Origin of the sequence: Rhodococcus sp. IEGM 1381 (assembly GCF_030056795.1) — a bacterium.
Classification (GTDB): Bacteria; Actinomycetota; Actinomycetes; order Mycobacteriales; family Mycobacteriaceae; genus Rhodococcoides.
Genome location: NZ_JASHKQ010000007.1, coordinates 26,098 through 50,161 on the forward strand (window position 1 = coordinate 26,098; position 24,064 = coordinate 50,161).

Consider the following 24,064-nt stretch of genomic DNA (forward strand, 5'->3'; position numbering starts at 1 on the left):
TATGCTCCGAACATGACGACACGAGGGATCGTGTTTTTCGACATCGACGGGACGCTTGTTCCATCGATGTCCAGCGGCAGTTTTCTCGCGTCACGCTTCGGTCACCAGCGAGAACTCGATCGTGCCGAGCGGCTGTACGCCACCGGTGAGCTGACCAACGAAGAGGTGAGTGTCATAGACGCCGAGGGGTGGCGTGGCGTGAGTACCAGGACCGTCGAAAGATGGCTCGATGATCTCCCGCTGATCGCCGGTGTCGAAGAAGTGATGTCCTGGTGCCGTAGCCATCGGATCGAACCGACCCTTGCCTCGCTGGCTTGGCAGCCCGTCAGTAATTCGATCGCGCGGCGGTACGGCTTCACCGCCAATGGCGGACCGCGAGTCGGCATCTCCGAGTTCGTCTATGACGGGACCGTGGCCGAGCACTTCGACGAGTACGACAAGCGCGATCGTGCGCTCGCTCTCGCAGCCGAGCGACGTATTCCAGTGCAGCAGTGCTGCGCGATCGGTGACAGCCGGTCGGATGTTCCGTTGTTCGAAGTTCTTCCCGCGTCGCTCGCTCTGAACGCGGGCCCAGCCGCCAGAGAGGCTGCGACCGCCGCGATAGCCGCCCAGGATCTGACCGCAGTCATACCTTGGCTGGAGGAGTGGGAACGCGAACTCGGCCGACCCTGATCAGCGATTGTCGGACAGAGCCCCCCGCCGCAGGGGAACCCGCTCGTACGCCTGGTTTCGGTGACCGGTGATGACATTGATTCCGACCGACGAAATTCGACGAAAGCTAATTTCCTCGAACGCATTTCATCGAGAACGGGCGTGATCTCGACTGTCGGGCGTCCGACGCAACAGTCGTCGCTCGAGTCGACCCGACGCCGCGTCAGTCTGCGTTAGGTCCGTTCTGAGCCATCCTGCGCGTTCGTACACACCGATGGCACGTTCGCTGTCGTCGATCACCCACAGCTCGCAGGTCTCGCAACCGACGGAGCCCGCATGACTGTCTACCGCGTGCAGCAGGCGTGTTGCGATCCCCCGCCCCCACATCTCAGGATCGACGGCAAGATAGAAGATTTCCAGTAGGTCGCCTTGAATGGCACACAGTACGAAACCAACTGTGTCGCAGGAACACTCGGCACGAGAGCACGGGCACCGTCCAGTTCGCCCCTTCTTCGGATGCCTTCCACCGCCGATGAGACGCGGGTCGGTTCCACACTTCCGTCGCGAAGGGCCGTCGAGCGAACCCAGATCGACGCCAGTTTCTGCGGACCGTCGAAATCCTTGGCATCGACCGAGCGGATGACGACGTCAACGGGCTTCATGAAATCAGGATAGGCACCGCCGATGCCGCCTGTGCTGTGCCGGCGGGCGATCACCGATACACACCGACAGTACGGTTCGAGCCACCGCCGGCTCGTCCGACATTCAGGCCCGGCCAGCATCGCCGAGATGATTCGCACAACAGCGGAATCGACGTCCACTCCCCCGCGCTTCGTGCTCTCGTGGACGAGCTCGTATCGATCATCGACAGCTTCGACCATTCCGGGGACGACATCACGACCAAATTCTTCGGTCGAGTTCGCGTCGAGGACACCACTGTGGTGTGGTGACACTTCCGTAATTCCCGGAAGTCCTGAGAGGCGATCGACCACATGACAACGATCTCCACCCGAGCTGGTGCGGCCCCGTACAGCACACTCTTCCTCCGCGTGTACGACCTGTGGGTGATCAGACTCTCGAACAGTTACGGATGGCGTTGCAACAGAAATTATTTCGTCGATCTGTACCGTCAGAACATTGGCCATCGCCACTTGGAGGTCGGTCCTGGATCCGGCTGGGCCCTTGCGAACATCGACCTGCCCACCGATATCGAACTCACCCTTCTCGACCTCAACGCCAATTCGCTCGCACACACGGCATCCCGACTGAACGTCGCTGTCATGCAGATCCAGCACGATGTTCTGGTGCCATTGGACGAGGGCGTCGAAAAGTTCGACTCGGTGTCGATCAATTATGTGTTGCACTGTCTCCCTGGCGACTGGTCCACCAAGGCTGCCGCTCTGACGAACCTTGCGGGAATGTTGAAGCCCGAGGGGGTCTTGTTCGGATCTACGGTGATCGGTCTCGATCAGCGCTTCACAGTCCTCGGCACAGCGCTGATGTTTGCCTACAACAAAATTGGAGCGTTCGGAAATCGCCGAGACGATTTGCCCGGCCTTCGTCGGCTACTGTCCGAGATTTTCGAGCAAGTCGAGGTGACGATGGTCGGCAATGTCGCGATCTTCGTCGCTCGAGGGCCGCGAACGAATATGTGAACCCAGTAGGTCCATCATTACTTCGATCGGGGAACGGTTGGAGTACTGGCATGCCCCGTCGTGGCAATCGTGCACACGGATCGCACCTGCCGAATAACATTGGCCCGGTGCCGCTCGGATTACGAGCGAGCCGGATCGGAGGACCGATGAACGATCTCACGGGCGATCCGGTGAGTCTTCGGTCGTTTCTCGATCGATTCCCGGACTTCGTTTCCTTGTCCGACTTCTCGGGAAAGATCCTGTACATCAATCCCGCCGGCTTGGAACTGATCGGATCGACGAGCCTTTCCGCTGCCATGGAGTTGAGTGCGCTCGAATTCCTCACCCCAGGTGGGCTCGATCTCGCGGCAGATATCGGTGCCGGTCTGCGTGCCGACGGAAAGTGGGAGGGTTACTGCGAATTACGCCACCAGGTGACCGGTGCAGAAATTCCGGTGATGGTCACCGCCTATTCGATCGACTCCGACGACGGTGGGCCCGACTTGGTTGCTTCCACCATTCGCCATCGTCACACCGCCGAACAGCGCACTGCTCGGATGGCCGCCGATGTACTCGTCGCAGGTCGGCATGCTCGAGAGCAGAAGGCTCTTGCCGATCTCAGCAGATTTGCCGTCATCGCCGACCTACCGACACTGCTCACTGCCGCCACCGACACCGCCGCAACCTTGATCGGTGTCGGAAATTCGGCAATCGCCCATCTCGAACGCCCCGACGATCCTTACCTGGCCATGGACGCAGCAAACGGTGTACTCGGTATACGGCGCGATGTTCCTGCTGGAGACGGTTCTTTGATGGGATATGTCCTGGCGAACTCCGAGCCGGCCGTGTGCAACGACCGCAGGTCGGAGACGCGATTTCGCACCGAGACGATGGCTGCTTTCGGACTCCGCAGCGGAGTCGGGGTCCCGATCTTCGACGTTGCCGGCGACGCCTGGGGTGTGCTCGCCATCCACAGCGTGGAGGCCCGTCTCTACCGCGACGAGGAGGTGTCGTTTCTCGGTTCCGTCGCCGGAATCGTGTCCGCGGCAATACGAAGGATCGATCTGGAACGCCAGCTGAGACGACGCAGTACACATGACGCACTCACCGGTCTGCCGAACCGCACGCTCGCCTACGACGTCATCGACGCTGCGCTCGCCCGCGCGCGTAGACAGTTAGGCACTGTCGCGCTGCTGTTGCTCGATATCGACGATTTCAAGATCATCAACGACAGCCTGGGCCATGATGCCGGCGACAGGGCGCTGATCAAATTCGTCGATCGACTTGCCTCGGCGATTCGGGAAGCCGATACGGTTGCCCGCCTGGGCGGAGACGAGTTCCTGATCGTGTGTGAGGGAGTGGACAGCGTCGAGCACGCGGAAGAACTCGCGCGGCACATCTCGAGTTCGATCGCGGTGCCGTTTTCTGCCGTCGATGTACCGATCCCCCTCAGCGCGAGTATCGGCATCGCTGTGTCCGACCGGGATTCGACGCGACAGGAGCTCATCCACCGTGCGGACCTGGCCATGTACCGCGCGAAGGACAGCGGCACGGGCGGCCATGCCGTCTTCGATCCAACCGATCTCTACGACGCCGATCGCATCAGGTCGCTCTCGATAGATCTCAGGGCGGCCCTGAAAGCGAACGAGCTCACGCTGGCTTATCAACCGCTGGTGGAAATCGCGACTCGGAAAGTCGTTGCGGTAGAGGCGCTGGCCCGCTGGAATCACCGCCACCTCGGACCGATAGAACCTAGCGAATTCGTCAGCGTCGCCGAGAGAACCGGCCTGGCAACACCATTGGGCACGTGGGCACTCCGCACCGCATGTGCCGCAGCGGCACGATGGCGCGCGTTCTCTGACATCGTCGTTCGCGTCAACGTCAGCGCACTACAACTTCGAGATCCGGATTTTCCGAAAGAGGTTGCGTCCGTGTTGGCAGACACGGGACTTCCCGCTTTCGGCCTCGGATTGGAGGTCACCGAAACTGTCTGGGTCGCGGACACCGAACGAGTCGCCGACACCGTCTCCACGCTGCATTCGATGGGAGTGACTCTGCTGCTCGACGACATGGGAAAGGGACACAGTTCCATGTCGTATCTCGACCGCTATCCCATGTTCGAGAGTTTCAAGATCGACAGGTCGTACATCGCCCGGCTGCCGGCCCCACGCGCCTGCGCCATCATCTCGGCCATCGTCGCACTCGCCCGCGCATTCGATGTGACCGTCGTCGGGGAAGGCGTCGAGACCGAGGAACAACTCGAGGCGTTGGCCGCTGCGGGATGTGATTTCGCTCAAGGCTTCTTATTGGGACGACCGGTCGATGCCGGTGCGATCGCAGATTTGCTGCGCACCGCTCCATGAGTCGCGAACAGCCACGGACTTCGTGATAACGTGCCGAAGCAGAGCTACTCGCATAGCCACCCCAGCTGCAGCAGGCACCCGCGCCGCCTCCGCCAGCGCTCGACGGGCAAGGTCTTTCACGGATCTGCGATCGAAGATGCTTTCACCACTTGTTTCACGCCGTGTCCAGGAATTCCGACCGGTGCAGCGGTGCGCGGGGCCGGTGCACGGAAACCGGAACTGCGATGACGAAGAACCACGCCGAGAAACGAGCTGCACGTGCATACGCGCACTCGCACTCACTCCCCTATCGTCAGGCGCTGGCGTCGATCAGAGACGCACGCGCCGAACGCATATCGTTGTTTCCCTTCGCGCAACGCCTACTGATCGAGGCGGTGGAAGGATGCGGCATCCGGCACTGGGCGCGCGTCGAAGAATGGGACGGTGTCGGTCGGGCGACGATCACCGACCTCGGTGGTGAACGGTTCGTACTCACCGTCGACAGCGTCTTGGTCGTGCTTCGCGAACACCTCGACCACAACCCGACTTTGCGACCGAACGACATCGACAGCTATTTCGCCGACGAGGCTGTGCAGCAAATTCTGTTCGGGTGCATCATCTACCGGCTCGAACTGCATCGCGGCAGGGGTCTCGTGGCGTGATCCTGAAATCGCATCAGTTGTCTCGCAGCCTGCTTCGACGATAGTCGCTACAGACGACGAGCAGCCCCGGAATTCCGGGCGAGCTGTACTGCCACCGGCAAGCAGGCCGGTCCGGCGAGAGGAATACATCCACGCAGTAGCACAGACATGCAATCTGGCGATGGGTTCGGAAAGCGACGACCACCTCTTTCCACTTTCAATGTATAGCGCACCCCGGGGCTTGCGGCAAGACCCCGTACCGGGCTCAGAATGGCTCGCTACAGCAAAGAATCAGTCGATCGGAGTTCTGTGAAACCTGCGCACCCACGCGTCTTCGACCTACCCGACAATCTTTCTCGCAAGCGAGATCCAGAGTTGATCAGACCTGATCAGCAACACTTTTCGGCAATCCATTCGAGTATCGAGACGGCGCAATCCGATACGGCGGATCGCCTGAACGTCATCCAGAAGTCGTCGGGCCGGATGGGCCAGGAGGTGATGGAGCGTGACTTCGAGATCCATAGACTGAATGGACGCCTTCGTTCCCTCCGTCGCTACGGCATCGATCTGTGCCTGGGGCGAATGGTCCCAGCCGGCTCGGACGAGCCGGTGTACGTCGGGCGCCTCGGACTGTTGGGGAACTCCGGCGAGCAACTTCTGGTGGACTGGCGCTCCCCCGCTGCCGAGCCCTTCTTCGGTGCGACCCACGCGAACCCCATGGGGCTCGAAAGTCGCCGACGCTATCGATGGACGAACGGCCTCATCACGGACTACTGGGACGAGATCTTCGACTCGACGGCCCTCGAGTCCGATGCTGCACTCGACCATCAGTCGGCATTCATCGCCAGCTTGGGCACCGAGCGTTCGGCGCGGATGCGGGACGTGCTGGGCACAGTGCAAGCAGATCAGGACGCGATCATCCGAGCAGATGCGCGCGGAGCTCTCGTCGTCGACGGTGGGCCGGGAACCGGGAAAACGGTTGTCGCTCTTCACCGTACTGCCTATCTGCTGTACACGGATTCACGCATCGGACACAATCGCGGCGGAGTACTGTTTGTGGGCCCGCACGAGCCGTACCTCGCCTATGTCTCCGACGTCCTGCCGAGTCTCGGCGAAGACGGTGTACACACCTGCACCCTCCTGGACCTCGTTGCAGAAGGAACGAACGCAACAGACGAGGCCGATACCACTGTGGCGCAACTGAAGTCCACTCTCGGCATGATCGATGCAATCGACGCGGCTGTCGCGTTCTACGAGCAACCGCCCTCCCAGAACATGATCGTGGAAACAGAATGGGCCGACCTGAGACTCACCCCGGAGGATTGGATCGAAGCGTTCGGGGCAGCCGAGCCCGGCACTCCGCACAACGAGGCTCGTGAACAGATCTGGGACCTACTCCTCACAATTCTCACCGAGCGATACGACGGCGACGAGTCCACCCAAGAAGTACGACAGTCTCTGCAGCGCAACAAGTATCTACGTCAGACGCTCGAAAGATCCTGGACAATCATCGACGCCGCCGACCTCGTCGCCGACTTGTGGAGCGTGCCGGCGTATCTCCGTCGATGTGCACCCTGGCTGAGCGCTGAGCAGGTGCGCACACTGCAACGGACCGATCCGACGCGATGGACACTGGCCGATCTGCCCCTGCTCGATGCCGCGCGCATGCGGCTCGGAGATCCCGAGCATGCGCGGCGCACGCAACGCCGAGAGGCGGCTTCGGCGGTCGAGCGGACACGGATGGATCGCGTCGTCGACGAACTCATGGCTGCCGACGACGACGAGATGATGGCTGCTCAGCTACGCCAGGGCGGAATTCGCGATGCGCTCGTCGATCGAGCCGGATTCGAGGAGATCCCCATCGACCCACTGGCCGGACCGTTCGCACACGTCGTCGTGGACGAGGCTCAGGAGCTGACGGATGCGCAGTGGCAGATGGTGCGTCGCCGCTGCCCTTCGGGCAGCGTCACTGTCGTCGGAGACCGAGCGCAGTCGCGTCGGGCGTTCTCCGAATCATGGGTCGAACGGCTCGGAAAAGTGGGCATCGACCAGGTCGACATTGCCACTCTCGGCGTCAACTACCGCACGCCACGAGAAGTGATGGCGGTGGCCGAGCCGGTGATCCGAGCGGCGTTGCCGGACGCCAACGTCCCGGTATCGATCCGCAGCAGCGGTGTGCCTGTCGAGTACGGCAACTCGGCAGATCTTTCGTCGATCCTGGAGAGGTGGATGGAGTCGAATGACAGCGGAATCGGTTGTGTCATAGGTGATCCTGCGTTCCTGGGATCGGAACGCATACGCTCACTGACGCCGCAGCTGACCAAGGGACTCGAATTCGACCTGGTCGTCCTTGTCGACCCGGAGTCGTTCGGGTCCGGAATCGCCGGTGCTGTCGACCGGTACGTGGCAATGACGCGAGCGACGGGGCGGCTGATAATTCTGACCTCTCAGCTCGAGGCCGGGTTCAGTACGTCCAGTACCGCGTGAATTGCCGGGCTCGCATTCGCACTGTGTCTCCATGCCGCCTGCACCTCACGCGTGGGAGTGCGTGCCGGTGACACTGCAACGAGACCGGCGCTCAGGACCGGCCGTGCGAGACGAGGAACGAGCGCAAGAACATCGTCCCCTTCGACCAGCGCGAGCTGGGTCGAAAAATCATCGACGAGATGGCGGACGACTACGTCGGTAGGTGTGTCGGCGAACAGCCGACGGAACCATTGGTGACACACCGTTCCCGCCGGGCTGGTCACCCATGGGTAGCGGGCAAGGTCGGCATGGGTCGGTGCACAACCGAGCCCGGCGAGAGGGTGGCTCCGCCTCATGATCACGTCGCCGCGGTCGGTATGGATCGGACGGCGGACGATCGAGGGCGGTGCCGCCGCCGGTACGCCATCGGCGTCGTGCACCAGCGCCAAGTCCGCGGCACCCGCGTGGACGCTGTGCAATGCGCGATCGGGATCTTCCTCGCTGATGTGGACGGTCAGATCGGGATACCGCCGGTGCAGTCGGCTCAGCGCAGGTGCCACCAGACCGCGAAGGGCAGTCGAGAAGCCGACGAGGCGGACGACTCCACGCGCGACCCCCTCATCGGCGGATCGTGCCGACTCGACGCAGCGTTCGAGGGCCTGAAACACCTCGCCTGCCGATTCGACCACCGCTCGACCGGCCGGGGTGAGCACGACGCCTCGGCCGGCCTGCGCGAGCACCGGCGTCCCGATCTGCCGTTCGAGTCGCTTGATCTGCTGCGAGATCGCTGAGGAGGTGTATCCGAGCTCGTCGGCCGCGCTGGCCAGGGTCCCGAGGGCGGCCACCGCGCGCAGGGCATGCAGTGCACTTACATCGATCATGAAGCAACACTACGCAATAATGCGGAAAATCCATCGCTGGACCAAAGGTTTCGGGCGGACCACACTCACCTGGTGACCACTTCCGCACCTTCTGCCTCGTCGATTTTCGGTACCAACCTCGTCGCTATGGCGACCCCCATGCAACCTGACGGAACGATCGACCGCTCCGGTGTCGATGCACTGCTCGTGCACCTGCTGTCGACCGGATGCGACGGGGTCGTCGTCGCCGGCACCACTGGTGAAGCACCGACTCTGACCTCCCACGAGATCTCGGAGCTGGTCGCGCAGGCCCGAGAGCACTCGAACCATGCCCTTCGGGTGATCGCAGGAGTAGGTACCAATGACACGGCGGCGGGAATGGACATGGCTCGGTCCGCTGCAGCGGCCGGTGCCGATGCACTACTGATCAGTGCTCCCCACTATTCGCGCCCCACCCAGGCAGGCATTGCGGCGCATATCGTCGACATCGCCGGAGCCGGTGGGCTTCCCGTCATGGTGTACGACGTCCCGGCGCGCACGGGCGTCGCCATCGAGGGGTCGACGTTGATCGAATTGTCCCGCCATCCCTCGATCAGGGCCGTCAAAGACGCAAAGGGTGACATCTACGAAGCCATGACCGTCATGGCCTCGACGAAGCTTGCCTACTACTGCGGAATCGACGAGCTTGCCCTGCCCTATCTCTGCTGTGGCGCAACAGGATTGGTCAGCGTCACCGGCAACGTCGTGGCCGACCGGTACGCCGAGATGATCGAAGCCGTCCGGACCGGGGACCTGGCTCGGGCAAACGCAGTACAGCGGTCACTGTTGCCGCTGACCGACGCCGTCATGCGCACGACGCAGGGAGCCATCATGGCCAAGGCGGCACTGGTCAGGATCGGTGTGCTGTCCGACGCAACCGTCCGCCGTCCACTCCTCGAGTCGTCGGCGACCGAGCTGAGGCGATTGGACGAGGCGCTGTGCGCCACCGGAATCGATCAGGAATCGAGAAGCGTGGGCATCCCGGTGCGACTAGCCTGACTGCTCATGGCGACGAAGAAGGTCACGCAGGTCTCCGAACCGCACGCTGCTGATAGTCACGATGTCATTCGTGTACAGGGGGCGCGGCAGAACAATCTCCAGAACATCAGTGTCGATCTACCCAAGCGGCGACTGACGGTGTTCACCGGCGTGTCGGGCTCCGGCAAGAGCTCACTGGTCTTCAGCACGATCGCAGCGGAATCGCAGCGGATGATCAACGAGACCTACAGCGCCTTCGTGCAGGGATTCATGCCGACACTTGCTCGACCCGACGTGGACGTCATGGATGGGCTCACCACGGCCATCATCGTCGATCAACAGCGAATGGGTGCCAATCCTCACTCCACCGTCGGTACCGCAACCGACGCCAATGCCATGCTTCGCATTCTCTTCAGTCGAGTCGGTAAGCCGTATATCGGCTCAGCACAAGCTTTTTCGTTCAACGTGGCATCGGTCTCCGGTGCAGGCGCGTACAAGGTGGACAAGGGTGGCCGTCAGACCACGGAGAAGAAGTCCTTCTCCGTCACCGGCGGCATGTGTCCGCGCTGCGAGGGCCGAGGTTCGGTCAGCGACTTCGATCTCACTGCCCTGTACGACGCGAGCAAGTCCCTCAACGAGAACGCCATCACGATTCCCGGCTACAGCATGGAAGGGTGGTACGGCCGAATTTTCCGCGGCTGCGGTTATTTCGACCCAGACAAGCCCATCTCCAAGTACACGAAGAAGGAACTCGAGGACCTGCTCTATCGCGAGCCCACGAAGATCAAGGTCGAGGGCATCAATCTGACCTATTCGGGACTCGTACCTCAGATTCAGAAGTCGTTCCTGTCCAAGGACGTCGACGCTATGCAGCCGCACATCCGCGCCTTCGTCGAACGCGCGATCACCTTCACCACATGTCCCGATTGCAACGGCACCCGACTCAACGAGGGAGCTCGATCGTCGAAGATCAAGGGCATCAACATCGCCGACGCCTGCTCGATGCAGATCACCGATTTGGCCACCTGGGTCACATCCCTGAAGGAACCGTCGGTGGCACCACTGTTGACGACGCTGAGCGAGACTCTGGACTCGTTCGTGGAGATCGGGCTCGGATACCTGAGCCTGGATCGACCCTCAGGAACGCTGTCCGGTGGAGAGGCCCAGCGCACCAAGATGATTCGCCACCTCGGCTCCTCGCTGACCGACGTGACCTACGTATTCGACGAGCCCACGACCGGCTTGCACCCCCACGACATCGAACGGATGAACAACCTGCTGTTGCAATTGCGAGACAAGGGAAATACGGTGCTGGTCGTCGAGCACAAGCCCGAGACGATCGCCATCGCAGATCACGTCGTCGATCTGGGTCCAGGTGCCGGAAGCGCAGGCGGGCACGTGTGCTTCGAGGGCACCGTCGACGGATTGCGACACAGCGACACCGTCACCGGTCGGCATTTCGACGATCGAGCCTCGCTCAAGCAGTCGGTACGCGGGTTCTCGGAAGTGCTCGAAATTCGGGGCGCGGACTCACACAATCTGCGCGACGTCGACGTCGACGTGCCACTGGGTGTGCTGGTCGTCGTCACCGGAGTCGCAGGCTCGGGCAAGAGCTCGCTGATTCACGGGTCGCTCTCGGGCACAGACGATGTGGTGTCGGTGGACCAGGGTGCCATCCGTGGTTCGCGTCGAAGCAACCCCGCGACGTACACCGGCTTGTTGGAACCGATTCGGAAGGCCTTCGCCAAGGAGAATGCCGTCAAGCCGGCACTGTTCAGCTCCAACTCCGAAGGTGCCTGCCCGACGTGCAACGGAGCAGGTGTCATCTACAGCGACCTCGCGATGATGGCCGGGGTGGCCACGACATGCGAGGTGTGCGAGGGCAAGCGCTTCCAAGCTTCGGTACTCGAGTACCACTTCGGCGGTCGCAACATCGACGAGGTGTTGTCCATGTCGGTCGCGGAGGCCCAGGAGTTCTTCTCCGACGGCGCAGCCAAACTGCTTCCAGCACACAAGATTCTGCAGCGCTTGAACGACGTCGGGCTCGGCTACCTGAAGATCGGACAGCCGCTGACGACGCTCTCGGGTGGCGAACGCCAGCGCCTCAAGCTCGCGACGCACATGGCGGGTAAGGGCGGGGTCTATGTGCTGGACGAACCCACCACTGGACTGCATCTCGCCGATGTCGACAAGCTACTCGGGCTACTCGACCGGCTGGTCGACTCGGGCAAGTCGGTGATCGTGATCGAGCATCACCAGGCCGTGATGGCACACGCCGACTGGATCATCGATCTGGGACCCGGTGCCGGACACGACGGCGGACTCGTAGTGTTCGAAGGAACGCCATCCGATCTGGTGGCAGACAGTTCCACGCTCACCGCTCGACATCTGGCTGCATACGTCGGGAGCTGATTTACAGGCAATCGGACGAGAGATCTTTCGGAAGGAATTGTCGTGACCACCTTGCCCGACCGCCACGCAACCGCACTGGTGATCGTCGATGTACAGAACGACGTGATGGTGGGTGTGCACGAGCGAGAACGCGTGATCGACAACATCGTGTCCCTGGTTTCCCGCGCACGGGAGACAGGTACGCCGGTGATCTGGGTGCAGCACTCGGCCGACCAAGAACTGAACTTCGGGACGGACGGGTGGAAGCTTCTCGAGGCGCTACCCGTGGCGTCGAGCGATCCGATCGTGCACAAGAAACACGGAGACGCCTTCGAGGACACGACGCTGGAGGAGCTGCTGACAGCGGCGGAAGCCGGGCATGTCCTGGTCGCAGGCGCACAGACCGATTTCTGCGTGCGATCCACCCTTCACGGCGCTCTGGTGCGCGGATACGACGTGACGCTGGTGAGCGACGCGCACACGACGGAAGATCTGACGAAATGGGGAGCTCCCCTGCCCGAGCAGGTCATCGCACACACCAATCTGTACTGGGACAACCAGACCGCGCCCGGACGTACCGCGGCGGCAGTGGCGACGGCAGATATCGCCTTCACCTGACCGATCAGCGGCAGCAGCTGCGGACCGCACCAACCGATCCGGGGCCGAACGTAGACTTTCTCGCATGGCACTCGATCACGGCGACCCCGGTGACGCTCCGTCCGTTCCCCCTCCCCTGTCTTCCGTGGTCGCCGACCGTCGTCCCTCCGCGGCCGAGGAGGCGCGCACGATCGCCACATCGACGAACACCGCGACCCTTGCGAGCCTGACCGCGGACGGCGATCCCTGGGCATCGTTCGTCACGTACGGATTGCACGGCGGCGCTCCGGTTCTGTGTGTGTCGCGGATGGCCGAGCACGGGCGCAACCTCGCCGGCGACCAGCGCGCGAGCCTGTCGATCGTGGCACCGCAATCGCAGACCGATCCGTTGGCGTCGGGCCGAATAACTCTGGCCGGTGTGGTCGAACGGCCCGAGGGAGACGAGCTGGCGGCTGCCCGCGAGGCGCATCTCGCGGGGGTGCCCGCGGCAAAGTACTACCTCGACTACAGCGACTTCACGCTCTGGATCATGCGAGTGCATCGGGTTCGATGGGTCGGCGGATACGGGCGGATGGATTCGGCAACTGCCGAGGACTACGCCGAGGCCGCACCCGATCCGGTATCGCCCACCTCCGCATACGCGATCGAGCACCTCAACGCCGACCACTCGACGTCTCTGATGGCGATGGCCCGCGAACTGGGTGGCTATCCCGATGCCACGTCCGCCGAATGCACCGCCGCAGACCGCTACGGACTCGATCTGAAGGTGCTCACGCCGCGCGGAATCGCGTACACCAGGGTTGGCTACGCAACTCCGATCGACTCGGCTGGGGAACTGCGGGCCGCGACCGTGGAACTGGCGAAGCGATCGGTAGGCGGGCGCTAGTTTCCACTGCATTCCCTGATCTGGACCGGTACAGCCACCTTGCCGAGACGCCGCGAACGATGGCGACTACCGTTGTGCTTACATCTCAACGTCTAGGGAGCAGGTAATGAGCATCCAACCGGTCGAATCGAAGCGTCATCGTGTCGTCGTCATCGGTTCCGGGTTCGGAGGTCTGTTCGGCGTCAAGGCGCTCAAGAAGGCCGACGTCGACATCACCCTCGTCGCCAAGACGACGCACCACCTCTTTCAGCCGCTCCTCTACCAGGTCGCGACGGGCATTCTGTCCGTCGGCGAGATCGCTCCGACCACCCGCGTCATTCTCCGCAAGCAGAAGAACGCCGAGGTGCTGCTGGGCGACGTGTTGAGCATCGACCTCGAGGCCAAGACGGTGACGTCCAAGCTGCTCGAGCGCATCACCGTCACTCCCTTCGACAGCCTGATCGTCGCAGCCGGAGCGCAGCAGTCCTACTTCGGCAACGATCACTTCGCCGAGTTCGCGCCCGGCATGAAGACCATCGACGACGCACTCGAACTACGCGGACGCATCCTCGGCGCGTTCGAGCAGGCAGAACTCTCCGACGATCAGGAGGAGAAGGACCGCCTCATGACCTTCGTCGTCGTCGGGGCCGGCCCCACCGGTGTGGAACTTGCCGGGCAGATCGCCGAGCTCGCCGACCGCACGCTCGACGGAGCTTTCCGCAACATCGATCCTCGCGACGCACGCGTCATCCTCCTCGACGCAGCGCCCGCCGTGTTGCCGCCGATGGGCGAAAAGTTGGGCCGCAAGGCCGCCGAACGGCTCGAGAAGCTCGGCGTCGAAATCCAGCTCAACGCGATGGTCACCGACGTCGACAACGACGGCCTGACCGTCAAGGAGAAGGACGGCACGACGCGTCGCATCGAGGCGCAGTGCAAGGTCTGGTCGGCAGGCGTTCAGGGCAGCCCCCTCGGCAAGCAGCTCGCGGATCAGTCCGGTTCGGAGACCGACCGCGCCGGACGGGTGCTCGTCGAACCCGATCTGACCGTCAAGGGTCACCCGAACGTGTTCGTGGTCGGCGACCTCATGTCGGTCAAGGATGTGCCGGGTATGGCGCAGGGTGCCATCCAGGGAGCGACGTACGCCGCCAAGCTGATCAAGGCATCGGTGAAGGGCGAGGACGACCCCGCTCAGCGTAAGCCGTTCAAGTACTTCGACAAGGGCTCGATGGCAACGGTGTCGCGCTTCAACGCGGTCGCCAAGGTCGGCAAGCTCGAGTTCGGTGGATTCATCGCATGGCTGATGTGGCTTGCGTTGCACCTGTACTACCTCGTGGGATACCGCAGTCGAATCACCACCGTCATCTCCTGGTTCGTGACCTTCCTCGGCCGCGGTCGCGCTCAGATGGCATCGACCGAACAGCAGGTGTTCGCGAGGTTGGCCATCGAGCAACTCAACTCCCTCGAACGCGCGGGTGCCGTCGAGACGGACACCGCCGAGAAGGAGCAGGAACGCGAGAAGGCAGCGGGCTGATCGACCGCTGACCCCAGCTTTCAGACATCGCATCGGCCGACCGGACACCGTCGGCCGATGCGATTCGTCGTTCGGCGTGCCGCTCTCACATACTCGAATCACTGGACGGCAGGCGGCGCCCCACCGAAGTAGTCAGTGAGCCGCCTCCCGCCAGAGCCAGCCGAACGCTTCCACCGCGCAGATCGACCTCGGACGCACGAGCATCGGGGTATTGCAACGTACTGGACATGGACAGTGGAGCAGACAACGCGTCGTGCGAGATCGATCCGTCGCCCAGTTCGACCCGGTGGCGCAACAACGGACTGTCTCCGACGTTGCAGCGCATCACACTGGTCCACCGACCCGACGCCTCCTCGAAACGCCCGATCTGCGTCCGCTCGCGCAGCCACAACTTGGAATCCTGCTGCAGCCCAATAGTATTGACCACCGAATGCGATGCGTCCGAAACGACGACCATAGGCTCGGGATCGAAGATCAGAGACGCACCCGCACCGACCTCGACGTGCCACTGCGCCGACGAATGACGCTGCTGCCCACCGGGCATCGCCAGTGACGCCGCGACGCTGCGGACCTCCAGGTATGCGCCGGCCGCCACAGAGATTCTGACGGTGATGGTGTCACCACCGAGTGGCGTTGCGGCGGTTCCGATCAGGTGGACCGTATCTGGCCCCGTCTGCCGGCCGGCAAGTCCGCCCACCGAGGTGATGCGTGGGCTGCGATGCAGGCTCGCATCGATGTTGAGCTCGGTGTGCATCGACGCTCAGTGCGTGTGGGCATGCGCGTCGGCGTCGGCAACGACCTCGAGCTGCTCGCGAATCCACGCGAGTACCGTCGTCGCGGCCGGATCGTCGGTGAGTGAGATCAGCGCAGTCGGTCGGCCCTCGCGCACCTGTGCCGCATCGCGCTCCATCACACCCAGATCGGCCCCGACGTAGGGAGCCAGATCTGTCTTGTTGACGACCAGCAGATCGGAGAATGTGACACCGGGACCACCCTTGCGCGGCACCTTGTCGCCGCCTGCGACATCGACAACGAAGATCTGCACATCGATCAGACCGGACGAGAACGTCGCGGTGAGATTGTCACCGCCCGACTCGACCAGAATGAGGTCAAGGGGCGGATTGTTCTCGATCAGGTCGTCGATGGCGTCGAGATTGGCGGTGATGTCGTCGCGAATTGCGGTGTGCGGGCAGCCACCTGTCTGTACGGCCGTGATGCGCTCGTCCGGCAGCACCGCATGCCGACGCAGGAAGTCGGCGTCCTCCGTGGTGTAGATGTCGTTGGTCAGAACAGCAAGCGACAGCTCGTCGCGCAGCTGGCGACACAGGGCAGCCACCAGAGCGGTCTTCCCGGAACCGACCGGTCCGCCGATTCCGACTCGCAGCGCCTCGCCTGCCTCCCGCGCGCGTTTGGGACGATCCAGTCCGTGGTCGTGGGGCTCACCGTCGATCAGGTGCGGGGGCATGACATCTCCTTTGTGATTCGAGAACAGTCGGTCTGAACAGTGGATCGGAATTTCAGGATACGAACAACGGCCGATCGCGGACGGCGTGGGCTTCGGCGAACATGTCCAGCAACGGATCCGACAACTCCATCAGCTCGGGTAGGCACTCGCACACCGAGGCGGTCACATCGTCGCAGAAGTCGCCCAAGCGGATGGTGCATGCGGCAACCTCGGCCGGATCGAGTGCAAGCAGACGCTGCGCCGCGATCGCCGAACCGGTCATGGTGATGTACACCTGCACGGCCGCTGTGTCGGCAACCGACAGCCCGGACGCGAGACCCACGTGCCCCGCGGCAACGGCGAGGTGCGGCTTACGGCCGATCAATGTCCAATCATGATGCGGCCAAGCCGATTTGGCCAGCCGAAGCAGACCGCGACCCTGTGCGCGTGACGCGGACCTGGCCGCCGGAGACGGCGTTCGAGCGTCACACTCGTCGTCCGCGCCCTCCGTGCCGAGCGAGCCGTGGACGATCGCTGCGGCCACCGACGCCGTAGTGGCACCCGAAGTCCTGATACGACGTCGCAAGAAAGCCTCGAGTGTCGCGATGTCTCGGACGAAACCCGAGGCGATCGCCTCCTCCACTCCACCGGAATGCACGTGTCCACCGGTGGGCAGACGCGAGTCGGCAAGAGAGAGAAGCGTTGTCACCTGCAGTCGAGCAGCCGTCATCAGAAGAGAAAGTATCGCTGCGCCATCGGCAGTTCGGTTGCCGGCTGTTCTTTCCACACGTCGCCGTCGATGCGCACCGTGAATGTGTCCGGATCCACCTCGATGTCGGGCATGGCGTCGTTGAGAGCCATGTCGGACTTCCTGATGCTGCGGACGTTCTTGACCGGCACGAGTCGGCGATCGCAGTTCAGGCGACCGGCAAGTCCATCTTCGATTGCCTGGGGAGCAACGAAGTGCAGCGATGTCGCTGCAGCTGCTTTGGGCGAGGCTCCGAACATCGGACGCGGAAGCTCTGGTTGCGGAGTCGGAATGGACGCGTTGGCATCGCCCATAGCCGCCCAGGCGATCATTCCGCCCTTGACGACCATGTGCGGACGGACGCCGAAGAATGCCGGGTCCCACAGCACCAGATCGGCCAATTTTCCCGGCTCGATCGAACCGATCTCATCGTCCAGTCCGTGGGCCACGGCCGGGCAGATCGTGTATTTGGCGACGTACCGCATGACGCGGTTGTTGTCGGCCCCGTTGTCCCCGGACAGGAAGCCCCGACGTGACTTCATCACGTGCGCCGTCTGCCAGGTACGCAGAACGACCTCGCCGATCCGGCCCATTGCCTGCGCATCGCTGCCGATCATCGAGATCGCACCCATGTCGTGCAGCAGATCCTCGGCCGCAATGGTCGACGGCCGGATACGGCTCTCGGCGAAGGCCAGATCCTCCGGAATAGACGGACTGAGGTGATGGCACACCATCAGCATGTCGAGATGTTCGTCGAGGGTGTTGACGGTATGGGGACGCGTCGGGTTGGTCGAGCTGGGCAGCACGTGCCCTTGTGCTGCAACGGTGATGATGTCGGGTGCATGCCCGCCACCCGCGCCTTCTGTGTGATAAGCGTGAATTCCGCGGCCGTCGATCGCAGCGAGAGTGGTCTCGACGAAGCCCGCCTCGTTCAGGGTGTCCGAGTGGAGTGCGGCCTGCACACCGGCGTCGTCGCATACTCGCAGGCACGCATCGATCGCAGCGGGTGTCGAACCCCAGTCCTCGTGCAGCTTGAATCCTGATGCGCCGGCACGCAATTGCTCCCACATGGAGTCAGGGTTGACAGTGTTGCCCTTGCCGAGGAGCACGATGTTCATCGGCCAGTCGTCGAGAGCTTCGAGCATCCGGGACAGGTGCCATGCACCCGGGGTTACCGTGGTGGCCTTGCTTCCCTCGGCCGGTCCGGTCCCGCCGGCGATCACGGTGGTGATACCTCCGCCGAGAGCTTCCTCCTTGATCTGCGGGCAGATCAGATGGACGTGACAGTCGATCCCGCCGGCCGTGACTATCTTTCCGTTGCCCGCGATGATCTCGGTCGAGGGTCCGATCACCAGATCGGGATGGACTCCGGTCATGGTGTCTGGGTTGCCGGCCTTGCCCAACGCCACGATGCGTCCGTCGCGAATACCGAGATCGGCCTTGATGATTCCCCAGTAGTCGACGACAACCACCCCGGTGATCACCGTGTCGGGAGCTCCGTCTGCGCGGGTGGCACGCGATTGACCCATCGATTCGCGGATCACCTTGCCGCCGCCGAAGACCGCTTCCTCCCCCGCGTTGCCCGGTCCGCCGCTGCGGTCCTCGGTGACCTCGATCAGAAGATCCGTGTCTGCCAGGCGAATTCGATCCCCCGTGGTGGGACCGAACAACTGTGCGTATCGACTACGGCTCAGACGCGCCATCAGCTGTCCAACTTTCCGGGAGGTGTCATGCTCAGACCGTGGACCTCGCGCGTGCCACCGAGGGGCACGAGCCGAACTGCCTGTTCGATGCCGGGCTCGAAACGCACCGCTGTGCCCGCCGGAATATCGAGGCGATGGCCGTGTGCACGCTCACGATCGAACTGCAGGGCGGCGTTGGACTGTGGAAAGTGCACGTGAGAGCCCACCTGAACCGGCCGATCTCCACCATTCACGACAACCATCGTGATCACCTCGGCACCCTCGTTGATCTCGATGTCCCCTGCGACCGTGATGATCTCGCCGGGAATCAGGTGACCGTCACCGCGCTTGGGTGAGATCGGCTCATGCACGGTGATCAATTTCGTGCCGTCGGGAAAGGTAGCTTCGACCATCACCTCGGGAAGCAACTCGGGAACTCCGCCGAGGACGTCGTCGGCAGTGAGAATCTCGCGTCCCGAGGACATCAGGTCTGCAACGGATCGCCCGTCCCGGGCACCCTCGAGAAGGTGATCGGTGATGACCGCGATGGCCTCGGGATGATTGAGCTTCAAGCCTCGAGCCTGACGACGCCGCGCGAGCTCGGCCGCATAGCTGACGAGCAGTCGATCCTGCTCGTGCGGAGACAACCGCATTGGAGTTCTCCGTCCCGATCGGTGATGGTGCTCGGCAATTCTGACACGCTCGAGGCGGCGCGGCAGCGGAGCGCCTTGTCACGCCTTACCCGAGGGACACGGTCACCGATCGATCGAGCAGTCCCCGCAGGACGTCTCGATCGATTCCCGAGGCAATTGCCTGCACTTCGGCGAGACCGAACGCACCTGCGTCGAGGCCTCGCACCAGCACGCCGGCCAACGCCTGCGCGGTGGCGGGCTCGTCCATCACCTCACCGCCCTGACGATCGAGGTAGCCCCCGAGTCGAGCAGCCGCGACCGGCATGGCGTGGCGAAAGAAACCGAAGGTGGCCAGCCATCGCGTCACCAGATGCCCGGGATGCATGTCCCAGCCCTGGTAGAAACCGCGTTCGAGGGACCTCGTCACCAGATCGAAGTGCCGCCGCGCCGACGCCGAAACCTGCTCCGGACTGCCGGTGGGAACAACCTGGGTCGAGCCGTCGCACACCCACACTCCGGTCTGCGCGGCTGCCACCAGCATGACGTTCTTCGCGTGGTCCGCCACCGGATGGGCCAGCGACTGCTGCGCGGACGTGATCCCACACGCGGCGCTGTAATCGTAGGTTCCGTAGTGCAGTGACGTGCAGCGACCGTCCGCGCGGGTGATCGCCTGCGCGAGGGTCGTCGTACCGTCGGCTCCGATCACCGCCTGGGGACTCTCGATCTGTAATTCGAATCGCAGGGCGCGATCGGGCAGGCCGTGCGCGCGCTCGAGTTCCTCGCACAACGCGACCACCGCGGCCACCTGCGAGGCGGCGCGCAGTTTGGGCACGGTGAACACGAAACCGTCGGGCACTCCCCCGGCACCGTCCAGAACGAGCTCGAGGGTGCGAATCCCGCGCCGACGCTCGTGTGCTGCAAGTCCTTTGGAGCGAATGCCCAGCCAGGTCGGACCATCGGGATCTTTCGCCAACGCCGCCAGCGCTGCACCCGCTGCCGTCGCATGACGGTCTTCGACGACGTCCGACCGCCATCCGTACCCGTCCTCGAAATCGATTCGGAGGTCCTGGATGGGGGCCGTGCTCAATCGCTCGCGAACCAGGGGCAGAACGTTCGCGGTATCGAGTTCGGCAAATGCCTCGGGGTGAGCGTCCAGAATGGCCGAGGCTGCGGTGCCCCACTCGGCTGGCACATTCGCCGAGGCGTCCGCCGCCGAGACGTACACGGTGTGGGAAGGCTGCCCGCCGATTCGGTCTCCGGGATAGTGCCGCGCCAGATCCTCGTCGATGGGCCCGAAGAGTGATTCGAGGCGATCGACAGCGTCGGGGGTCAGCGCGGTGACTGGTGAATCTGGATGCTGGTTGTGGCCCGTCATGGGCATCACTGTCCCAGATGTGCAGTGTTTTCGATATTTGCCAGTCGGACTTTGCCCTGAGCTACCAAGCGTCCGGTCTCGTCGGAGATGTCCACCTGCCACAGCTGCTGGGTGCGTCCACGGTGAATCGGATGTCCGTGTGCGGTCAAGGTTCCCGACCGTGTGGCTCGCAGGAAATCGGTGTTGTTGTTGACGCCGACCACGTGTCCACGTGACCCGAACCAGGCCGATCCGGCGATGCTGGCCACCGATTCGACCACCGCGCACAGGACGCCGCCATGCATGATTCCGGCGGGTTGATGGAGCTGCGGGGTCACTGTCCACTCCGCGCGCACGTCCTCGCCGGATACCTCGAGGTATTTCAGACCGACGACTCCGTCGAATCCACGATGACACAGCTCGGTCAACTGCTCCGCCGTCAAGGCGTCGAAAGGCGTCTCTTCCGTGGTGCCGTTCGAGTCCGTCATTGCACTGCCTCCGGTTGCGTCGAAACATCTCGGCCGACTGAGCAGCCGACTTTCCATCAGAATTACACGACGGTCGACCCATGAAAATCGGTGGGCCTCCCGTTCGTGAAGAACGAGAGGCCCACCGTGGCAAGGACCGGGAGTCACTGCAGCCCTCAGGACTCCGGCGCGGTCCGTTGGTACGTAGTCAGCATAGGCAAACCTTAGTTTCGATGCAAGGGCTTCATGACGCCCGAAGTTTCGCTCGCCCAGGAACCCAGGCGCGTGACCGGACGGGAGCGCCTGCGTCGACCATGGCGTCGAGCAGCATCTGACCTCGACGAGCTCCGTCCGACGCGCTCGCCCCCGCCAGAATCGGAACGTATGTCGACGCGCCGAGAATCGCGTCTCCGACCAGAGCCCAGAAGACGCGAACATCGAGCGGAGCGCGCTCGGATATCGCGCGAAACACGGCACCGAGCGACGTCGTGCAGCGATGTGCCGTCCAGACCAGCAGAGCCTCCTCACACGGAAGGGTGACCGTGCCGGGCTCGCCCGCCGAGAGATCTTCTGGCAGCACCCTCAGTATCGGCGACGCGACACCCGCCCAGTCGATTCCACCGTCACTGTCCATGTGGATCCACATGTTGTCGATGCCCGGATCCCATGCCCGGGCCTCCAAGACCAGCAGCACAGATACTCGGCCGATCACCGCGTGGATCAAGGCCGTGGCCACCTGAGCGGCAGCGGCCTCCGGCACATCCAGGTCCTCGAGCGACCGGCTGTACATCTGCTCGATGCGCCCGTCCGTGAGACCGACGGCCAACTGCCACCAACGGCGCTTGCCTTCGTTCGCCATGGCGGCCACCGCGTACATCCGCGGGTAATCAGGATTGAGCGCGCGAAGGGTTTCACACGAGTCGGCCAACTGGGCCGTCCCATCGGATCGGTTCGAGAATCGACGAACATCGGCCCAGCTCGAGAATGCCGCCGTTGCAACTGACACCTGATCGCTCCTTGAAGTTCGTGGCGGGTGGATGCGTCGCACCCCGACTCGTTATGTAGGTTAGCCTAACCAGACACTTTTGGGAATCAGGTACCGCTACCCTTACCTCACCTCACACCGAAGGCAAGGGTTCCGTAACCTAAACGAGTCCCTTCGAAACAGCGAGGAATCACGACCACTGTGACCACAGCTCCGCTACTCGGCCCACACGGCGCTCGCCGGTCTCCCGACGAGCAGTACGGAACCGAGAACGTGCCCGACGGCCCGCCGCCGCGGAGCTCGCGCATCGCGGCAGGCACTATCGACGCCCTGATCGTCGTGGTCCCGTTGTTCGTCGGATGGTCGATCGTCGACGCACTGCGTGACGACAACGGAGGCGGCCAAGCGGACCGATTCGTATTCGGCGCGATTGCGGTGTGCGTCGCGCTCGCTCTTTTCGTCTGGAACCGCGGGTATCGCGACGGCAACGACGGCCAGAGCACCGGCAAGCGATGGCTGGGGCTGACGCTGCGAGATACCGTCACCCACGGCCCGGTCGGCGCACGTCGAGCGCTGCGTCGTCAGTTTCGGATCGGCGCTGCGTCGTCCGAGGTGGTGCGCGAAAAGGTCGCTGCAGTAGAAGGATTCGAGCCCATACCCAAGGACGGTTCGGTCGCTGCCATTCGGCGGCGGAGATTGCTGGGCTTGGCCGTACTGGTCGCCGCTCTCGTGGCCGGAATCCTCGCCAGCATCGCCATCGGTGCCAGGCCCCTGACCTTCGCCGAGATAGCCCACGCCCTGCTGAATTCGACGGGTACCGACACCGACATCATCGTGCGCACGCTACGAGTTCCCCGCACTGTGCTCGCACTGGTCGTGGGTATTGCGCTCGGCATCGCAGGCGCTCTCATTCAAGGGCACACACGCAACCCGTTGGCCGACGCCAGCCTGCTCGGCCTCAACTCGGGAGCGGCGTTCTTCGTCGTGATGGCCATCTACCTGTTCCGGTTCACCTCGCCGAGTCAATACCTGTGGTTCGCGTTCGCCGGTTCGGCCGTGGCGAGCGTCGTCGTGTTCGGATTGTCGTCGATCGGTTCGGGCAGATCGAGTCCGGTCAATCTCGCGTTGGCCGGGGCCGGCGTCGCATTCTTCCTCTCGGCGATGACCAACGCCGTCGTCCTGCTCGATCAGACCAGCCTGGACGGCTACCGCTTCTGGGTGGTCGGATCCGTCGCCGGACGTGGCCTCGACGTGTTGTGGCAGGTATTACCGTTCCTGGTGATCGGCGTCCTCATCGCAATCGCGAGCACTCCCGGCTTGAACGTCATGAGCCTCGGTGAAGACGTCGCACGCTCACTGGGCACCAACATCGCGGTCACCCGTACCGTCGGGATCCTCGCTATCACGCTGCTGACCGGGGCTGCGACCGCAGCATGCGGGCCGATCGCCTTCGTGGGCCTCGTCGTACCGCACATCGCCCGAGCGGTGACCGGACCCGACTACCGCTGGCTCGTCCCCTATGCAGGCCTCATGGGCGGTGTGATGCTCATGATCGCCGACGTCGTCGGACGGGTCGTCGTGCGCCCGGGCGAGCTCCAGGTGGGCATCGTTCTGGCCCTGATCGGCGCGCCGTTCTTCATCGCTCTCGTTCGGCGCCGGAAGTTGGTCGGCCTGTGACAACCGATCTGCAGTCGACACCGTCGTCGTCCGACAAGGGCGTCGTTCGCGCCCGACCCGCGTTTCGACTCGGTCCGATT

Annotated in this window: 22 protein-coding genes; 11 read left to right on the forward strand and 11 right to left on the reverse strand. The window is 63.3% G+C overall.

Annotation, left to right across the window (positions count from 1 at the left end):
• Positions 1-12 precede the first annotated feature (12 nt).
• Positions 13-672, forward strand: a complete 660-nt coding sequence (locus QM797_RS16655) for an HAD family hydrolase (RefSeq protein ID WP_283276766.1) — start codon at positions 13-15, stop codon at positions 670-672.
• 126 nt (positions 673-798) lie between these two features.
• On the opposite strand, the gene QM797_RS26380 is transcribed toward QM797_RS16655, so the two are convergent.
• Entirely contained in the window at positions 799-1,095 is a 297-nt protein-coding gene (locus tag QM797_RS26380; protein ID WP_502942357.1) for a GNAT family N-acetyltransferase, read from the reverse strand.
• Positions 996-1,472 carry a hypothetical protein gene (locus QM797_RS16660; protein WP_283276767.1) on the reverse strand — a complete coding sequence of 159 codons (477 nt, stop codon included), beginning with the start codon at positions 1,470-1,472 and terminating at the stop codon, positions 996-998. The genes QM797_RS26380 and QM797_RS16660 overlap by 100 nt, the downstream gene beginning before the upstream one ends.
• 171 nt (positions 1,473-1,643) lie before the next feature.
• On the opposite strand from QM797_RS16660, the gene QM797_RS16665 reads away from it, so the two are divergent.
• The 4 genes from QM797_RS16665 (at position 1,644) to helR (ending at position 7,755) form a co-directional block, all read left to right on the forward strand.
• The gene (locus QM797_RS16665) at positions 1,644-2,306 is read left to right on the forward strand and encodes a class I SAM-dependent methyltransferase (protein WP_283276768.1); all 663 of its coding nucleotides are present in this window, start codon (positions 1,644-1,646) and stop codon (positions 2,304-2,306) included.
• 146 nt (positions 2,307-2,452) lie between these two features.
• Positions 2,453-4,648, forward strand: a complete 2,196-nt coding sequence (locus tag QM797_RS16670) for a sensor domain-containing protein (protein ID WP_283276769.1) — start codon at positions 2,453-2,455, stop codon at positions 4,646-4,648.
• Between the two features lie 224 nt (positions 4,649-4,872).
• Positions 4,873-5,289, forward strand: a complete 417-nt coding sequence (locus QM797_RS16675; RefSeq protein WP_283276770.1) for a hypothetical protein — start codon at positions 4,873-4,875, stop codon at positions 5,287-5,289.
• Positions 5,290-5,577: 288 nt separating this feature from the next.
• Positions 5,578-7,755 (forward strand): RNA polymerase recycling motor ATPase HelR, encoded by a 2,178-nt coding sequence (gene helR, locus QM797_RS16680; RefSeq protein WP_283276771.1) that lies wholly within the window; start codon positions 5,578-5,580, stop codon positions 7,753-7,755.
• On the opposite strand, the gene QM797_RS16685 is transcribed toward helR, so the two are convergent.
• Positions 7,716-8,615: a LysR family transcriptional regulator gene (locus QM797_RS16685; protein ID WP_283276772.1), complete on the reverse strand. Its 900-nt coding sequence runs from the start codon at positions 8,613-8,615 to the stop codon at positions 7,716-7,718. The genes helR and QM797_RS16685 overlap by 40 nt on opposite strands.
• Before the next feature lie 72 nt (positions 8,616-8,687).
• On the opposite strand from QM797_RS16685, the gene dapA reads away from it, so the two are divergent.
• The 5 genes from dapA (at position 8,688) to QM797_RS16710 (ending at position 14,995) form a co-directional block, all read left to right on the forward strand.
• The gene (gene dapA, locus QM797_RS16690; RefSeq protein WP_283276773.1) at positions 8,688-9,632 is read left to right on the forward strand and encodes a 4-hydroxy-tetrahydrodipicolinate synthase; all 945 of its coding nucleotides are present in this window, start codon (positions 8,688-8,690) and stop codon (positions 9,630-9,632) included.
• 6 nt (positions 9,633-9,638) lie between these two features.
• The gene (locus QM797_RS16695; RefSeq protein ID WP_283276774.1) at positions 9,639-12,023 is read left to right on the forward strand and encodes an ATP-binding cassette domain-containing protein; all 2,385 of its coding nucleotides are present in this window, start codon (positions 9,639-9,641) and stop codon (positions 12,021-12,023) included.
• A gap of 42 nt (positions 12,024-12,065) precedes the next feature.
• Entirely contained in the window at positions 12,066-12,620 is a 555-nt protein-coding gene (locus tag QM797_RS16700; RefSeq protein ID WP_283276775.1) for an isochorismatase family protein, read from the forward strand.
• A 64-nt stretch (positions 12,621-12,684) separates the two neighbouring features.
• Positions 12,685-13,485: a HugZ family pyridoxamine 5'-phosphate oxidase gene (locus QM797_RS16705; protein WP_283276776.1), complete on the forward strand. Its 801-nt coding sequence runs from the start codon at positions 12,685-12,687 to the stop codon at positions 13,483-13,485.
• Between the two features lie 106 nt (positions 13,486-13,591).
• A complete protein-coding gene (locus QM797_RS16710) occupies positions 13,592-14,995 on the forward strand; it encodes an NAD(P)/FAD-dependent oxidoreductase (RefSeq protein WP_283276777.1) in 1,404 nt (467 codons plus the stop codon).
• An 85-nt stretch (positions 14,996-15,080) separates the two neighbouring features.
• Here QM797_RS16710 and QM797_RS16715 read toward each other — a convergent pair whose 3' ends face one another.
• The 8 genes from QM797_RS16715 to QM797_RS16750 form a co-directional block, all read right to left on the reverse strand.
• On the reverse strand, positions 15,081-15,749 hold the full coding sequence (locus QM797_RS16715; protein WP_283276778.1) for an urease accessory protein UreD: 669 nt from the start codon (positions 15,747-15,749) through the stop codon (positions 15,081-15,083).
• A 6-nt stretch (positions 15,750-15,755) separates the two neighbouring features.
• The gene (gene ureG, locus QM797_RS16720) at positions 15,756-16,460 is read right to left on the reverse strand and encodes an urease accessory protein UreG (protein ID WP_094610340.1); all 705 of its coding nucleotides are present in this window, start codon (positions 16,458-16,460) and stop codon (positions 15,756-15,758) included.
• A gap of 52 nt (positions 16,461-16,512) precedes the next feature.
• Positions 16,513-17,169, reverse strand: coding sequence for an urease accessory protein UreF (locus tag QM797_RS16725; protein ID WP_283276779.1), 657 nt, complete (start codon positions 17,167-17,169; stop codon positions 16,513-16,515).
• Positions 17,169-18,890 carry an urease subunit alpha gene (locus QM797_RS16730; RefSeq protein WP_283276780.1) on the reverse strand — a complete coding sequence of 574 codons (1,722 nt, stop codon included), beginning with the start codon at positions 18,888-18,890 and terminating at the stop codon, positions 17,169-17,171. Before QM797_RS16730 ends, QM797_RS16725 begins: the two co-directional genes overlap by 1 nt.
• Complete coding sequence (locus QM797_RS16735) at positions 18,890-19,522, reverse strand: urease subunit gamma (protein WP_269606650.1); 633 nt, start codon at positions 19,520-19,522, stop codon at positions 18,890-18,892. The genes QM797_RS16730 and QM797_RS16735 overlap by 1 nt, the downstream gene beginning before the upstream one ends.
• 85 nt (positions 19,523-19,607) lie before the next feature.
• Positions 19,608-20,876, reverse strand: a complete 1,269-nt coding sequence (locus QM797_RS16740) for a DUF6986 family protein (protein ID WP_283276781.1) — start codon at positions 20,874-20,876, stop codon at positions 19,608-19,610.
• Between the two features lie 5 nt (positions 20,877-20,881).
• Positions 20,882-21,343, reverse strand: coding sequence for a PaaI family thioesterase (locus tag QM797_RS16745; RefSeq protein WP_269606654.1), 462 nt, complete (start codon positions 21,341-21,343; stop codon positions 20,882-20,884).
• 223 nt (positions 21,344-21,566) lie between these two features.
• Positions 21,567-22,328 (reverse strand): hypothetical protein, encoded by a 762-nt coding sequence (locus tag QM797_RS16750; RefSeq protein ID WP_283276782.1) that lies wholly within the window; start codon positions 22,326-22,328, stop codon positions 21,567-21,569.
• A 180-nt stretch (positions 22,329-22,508) separates the two neighbouring features.
• Here QM797_RS16750 and QM797_RS16755 point away from each other — a divergent pair, with 180 nt between their 5' ends.
• The gene (locus tag QM797_RS16755; protein WP_283276783.1) at positions 22,509-23,984 is read left to right on the forward strand and encodes an iron chelate uptake ABC transporter family permease subunit; all 1,476 of its coding nucleotides are present in this window, start codon (positions 22,509-22,511) and stop codon (positions 23,982-23,984) included.
• Positions 23,985-24,064: the final 80 nt, after the last annotated feature.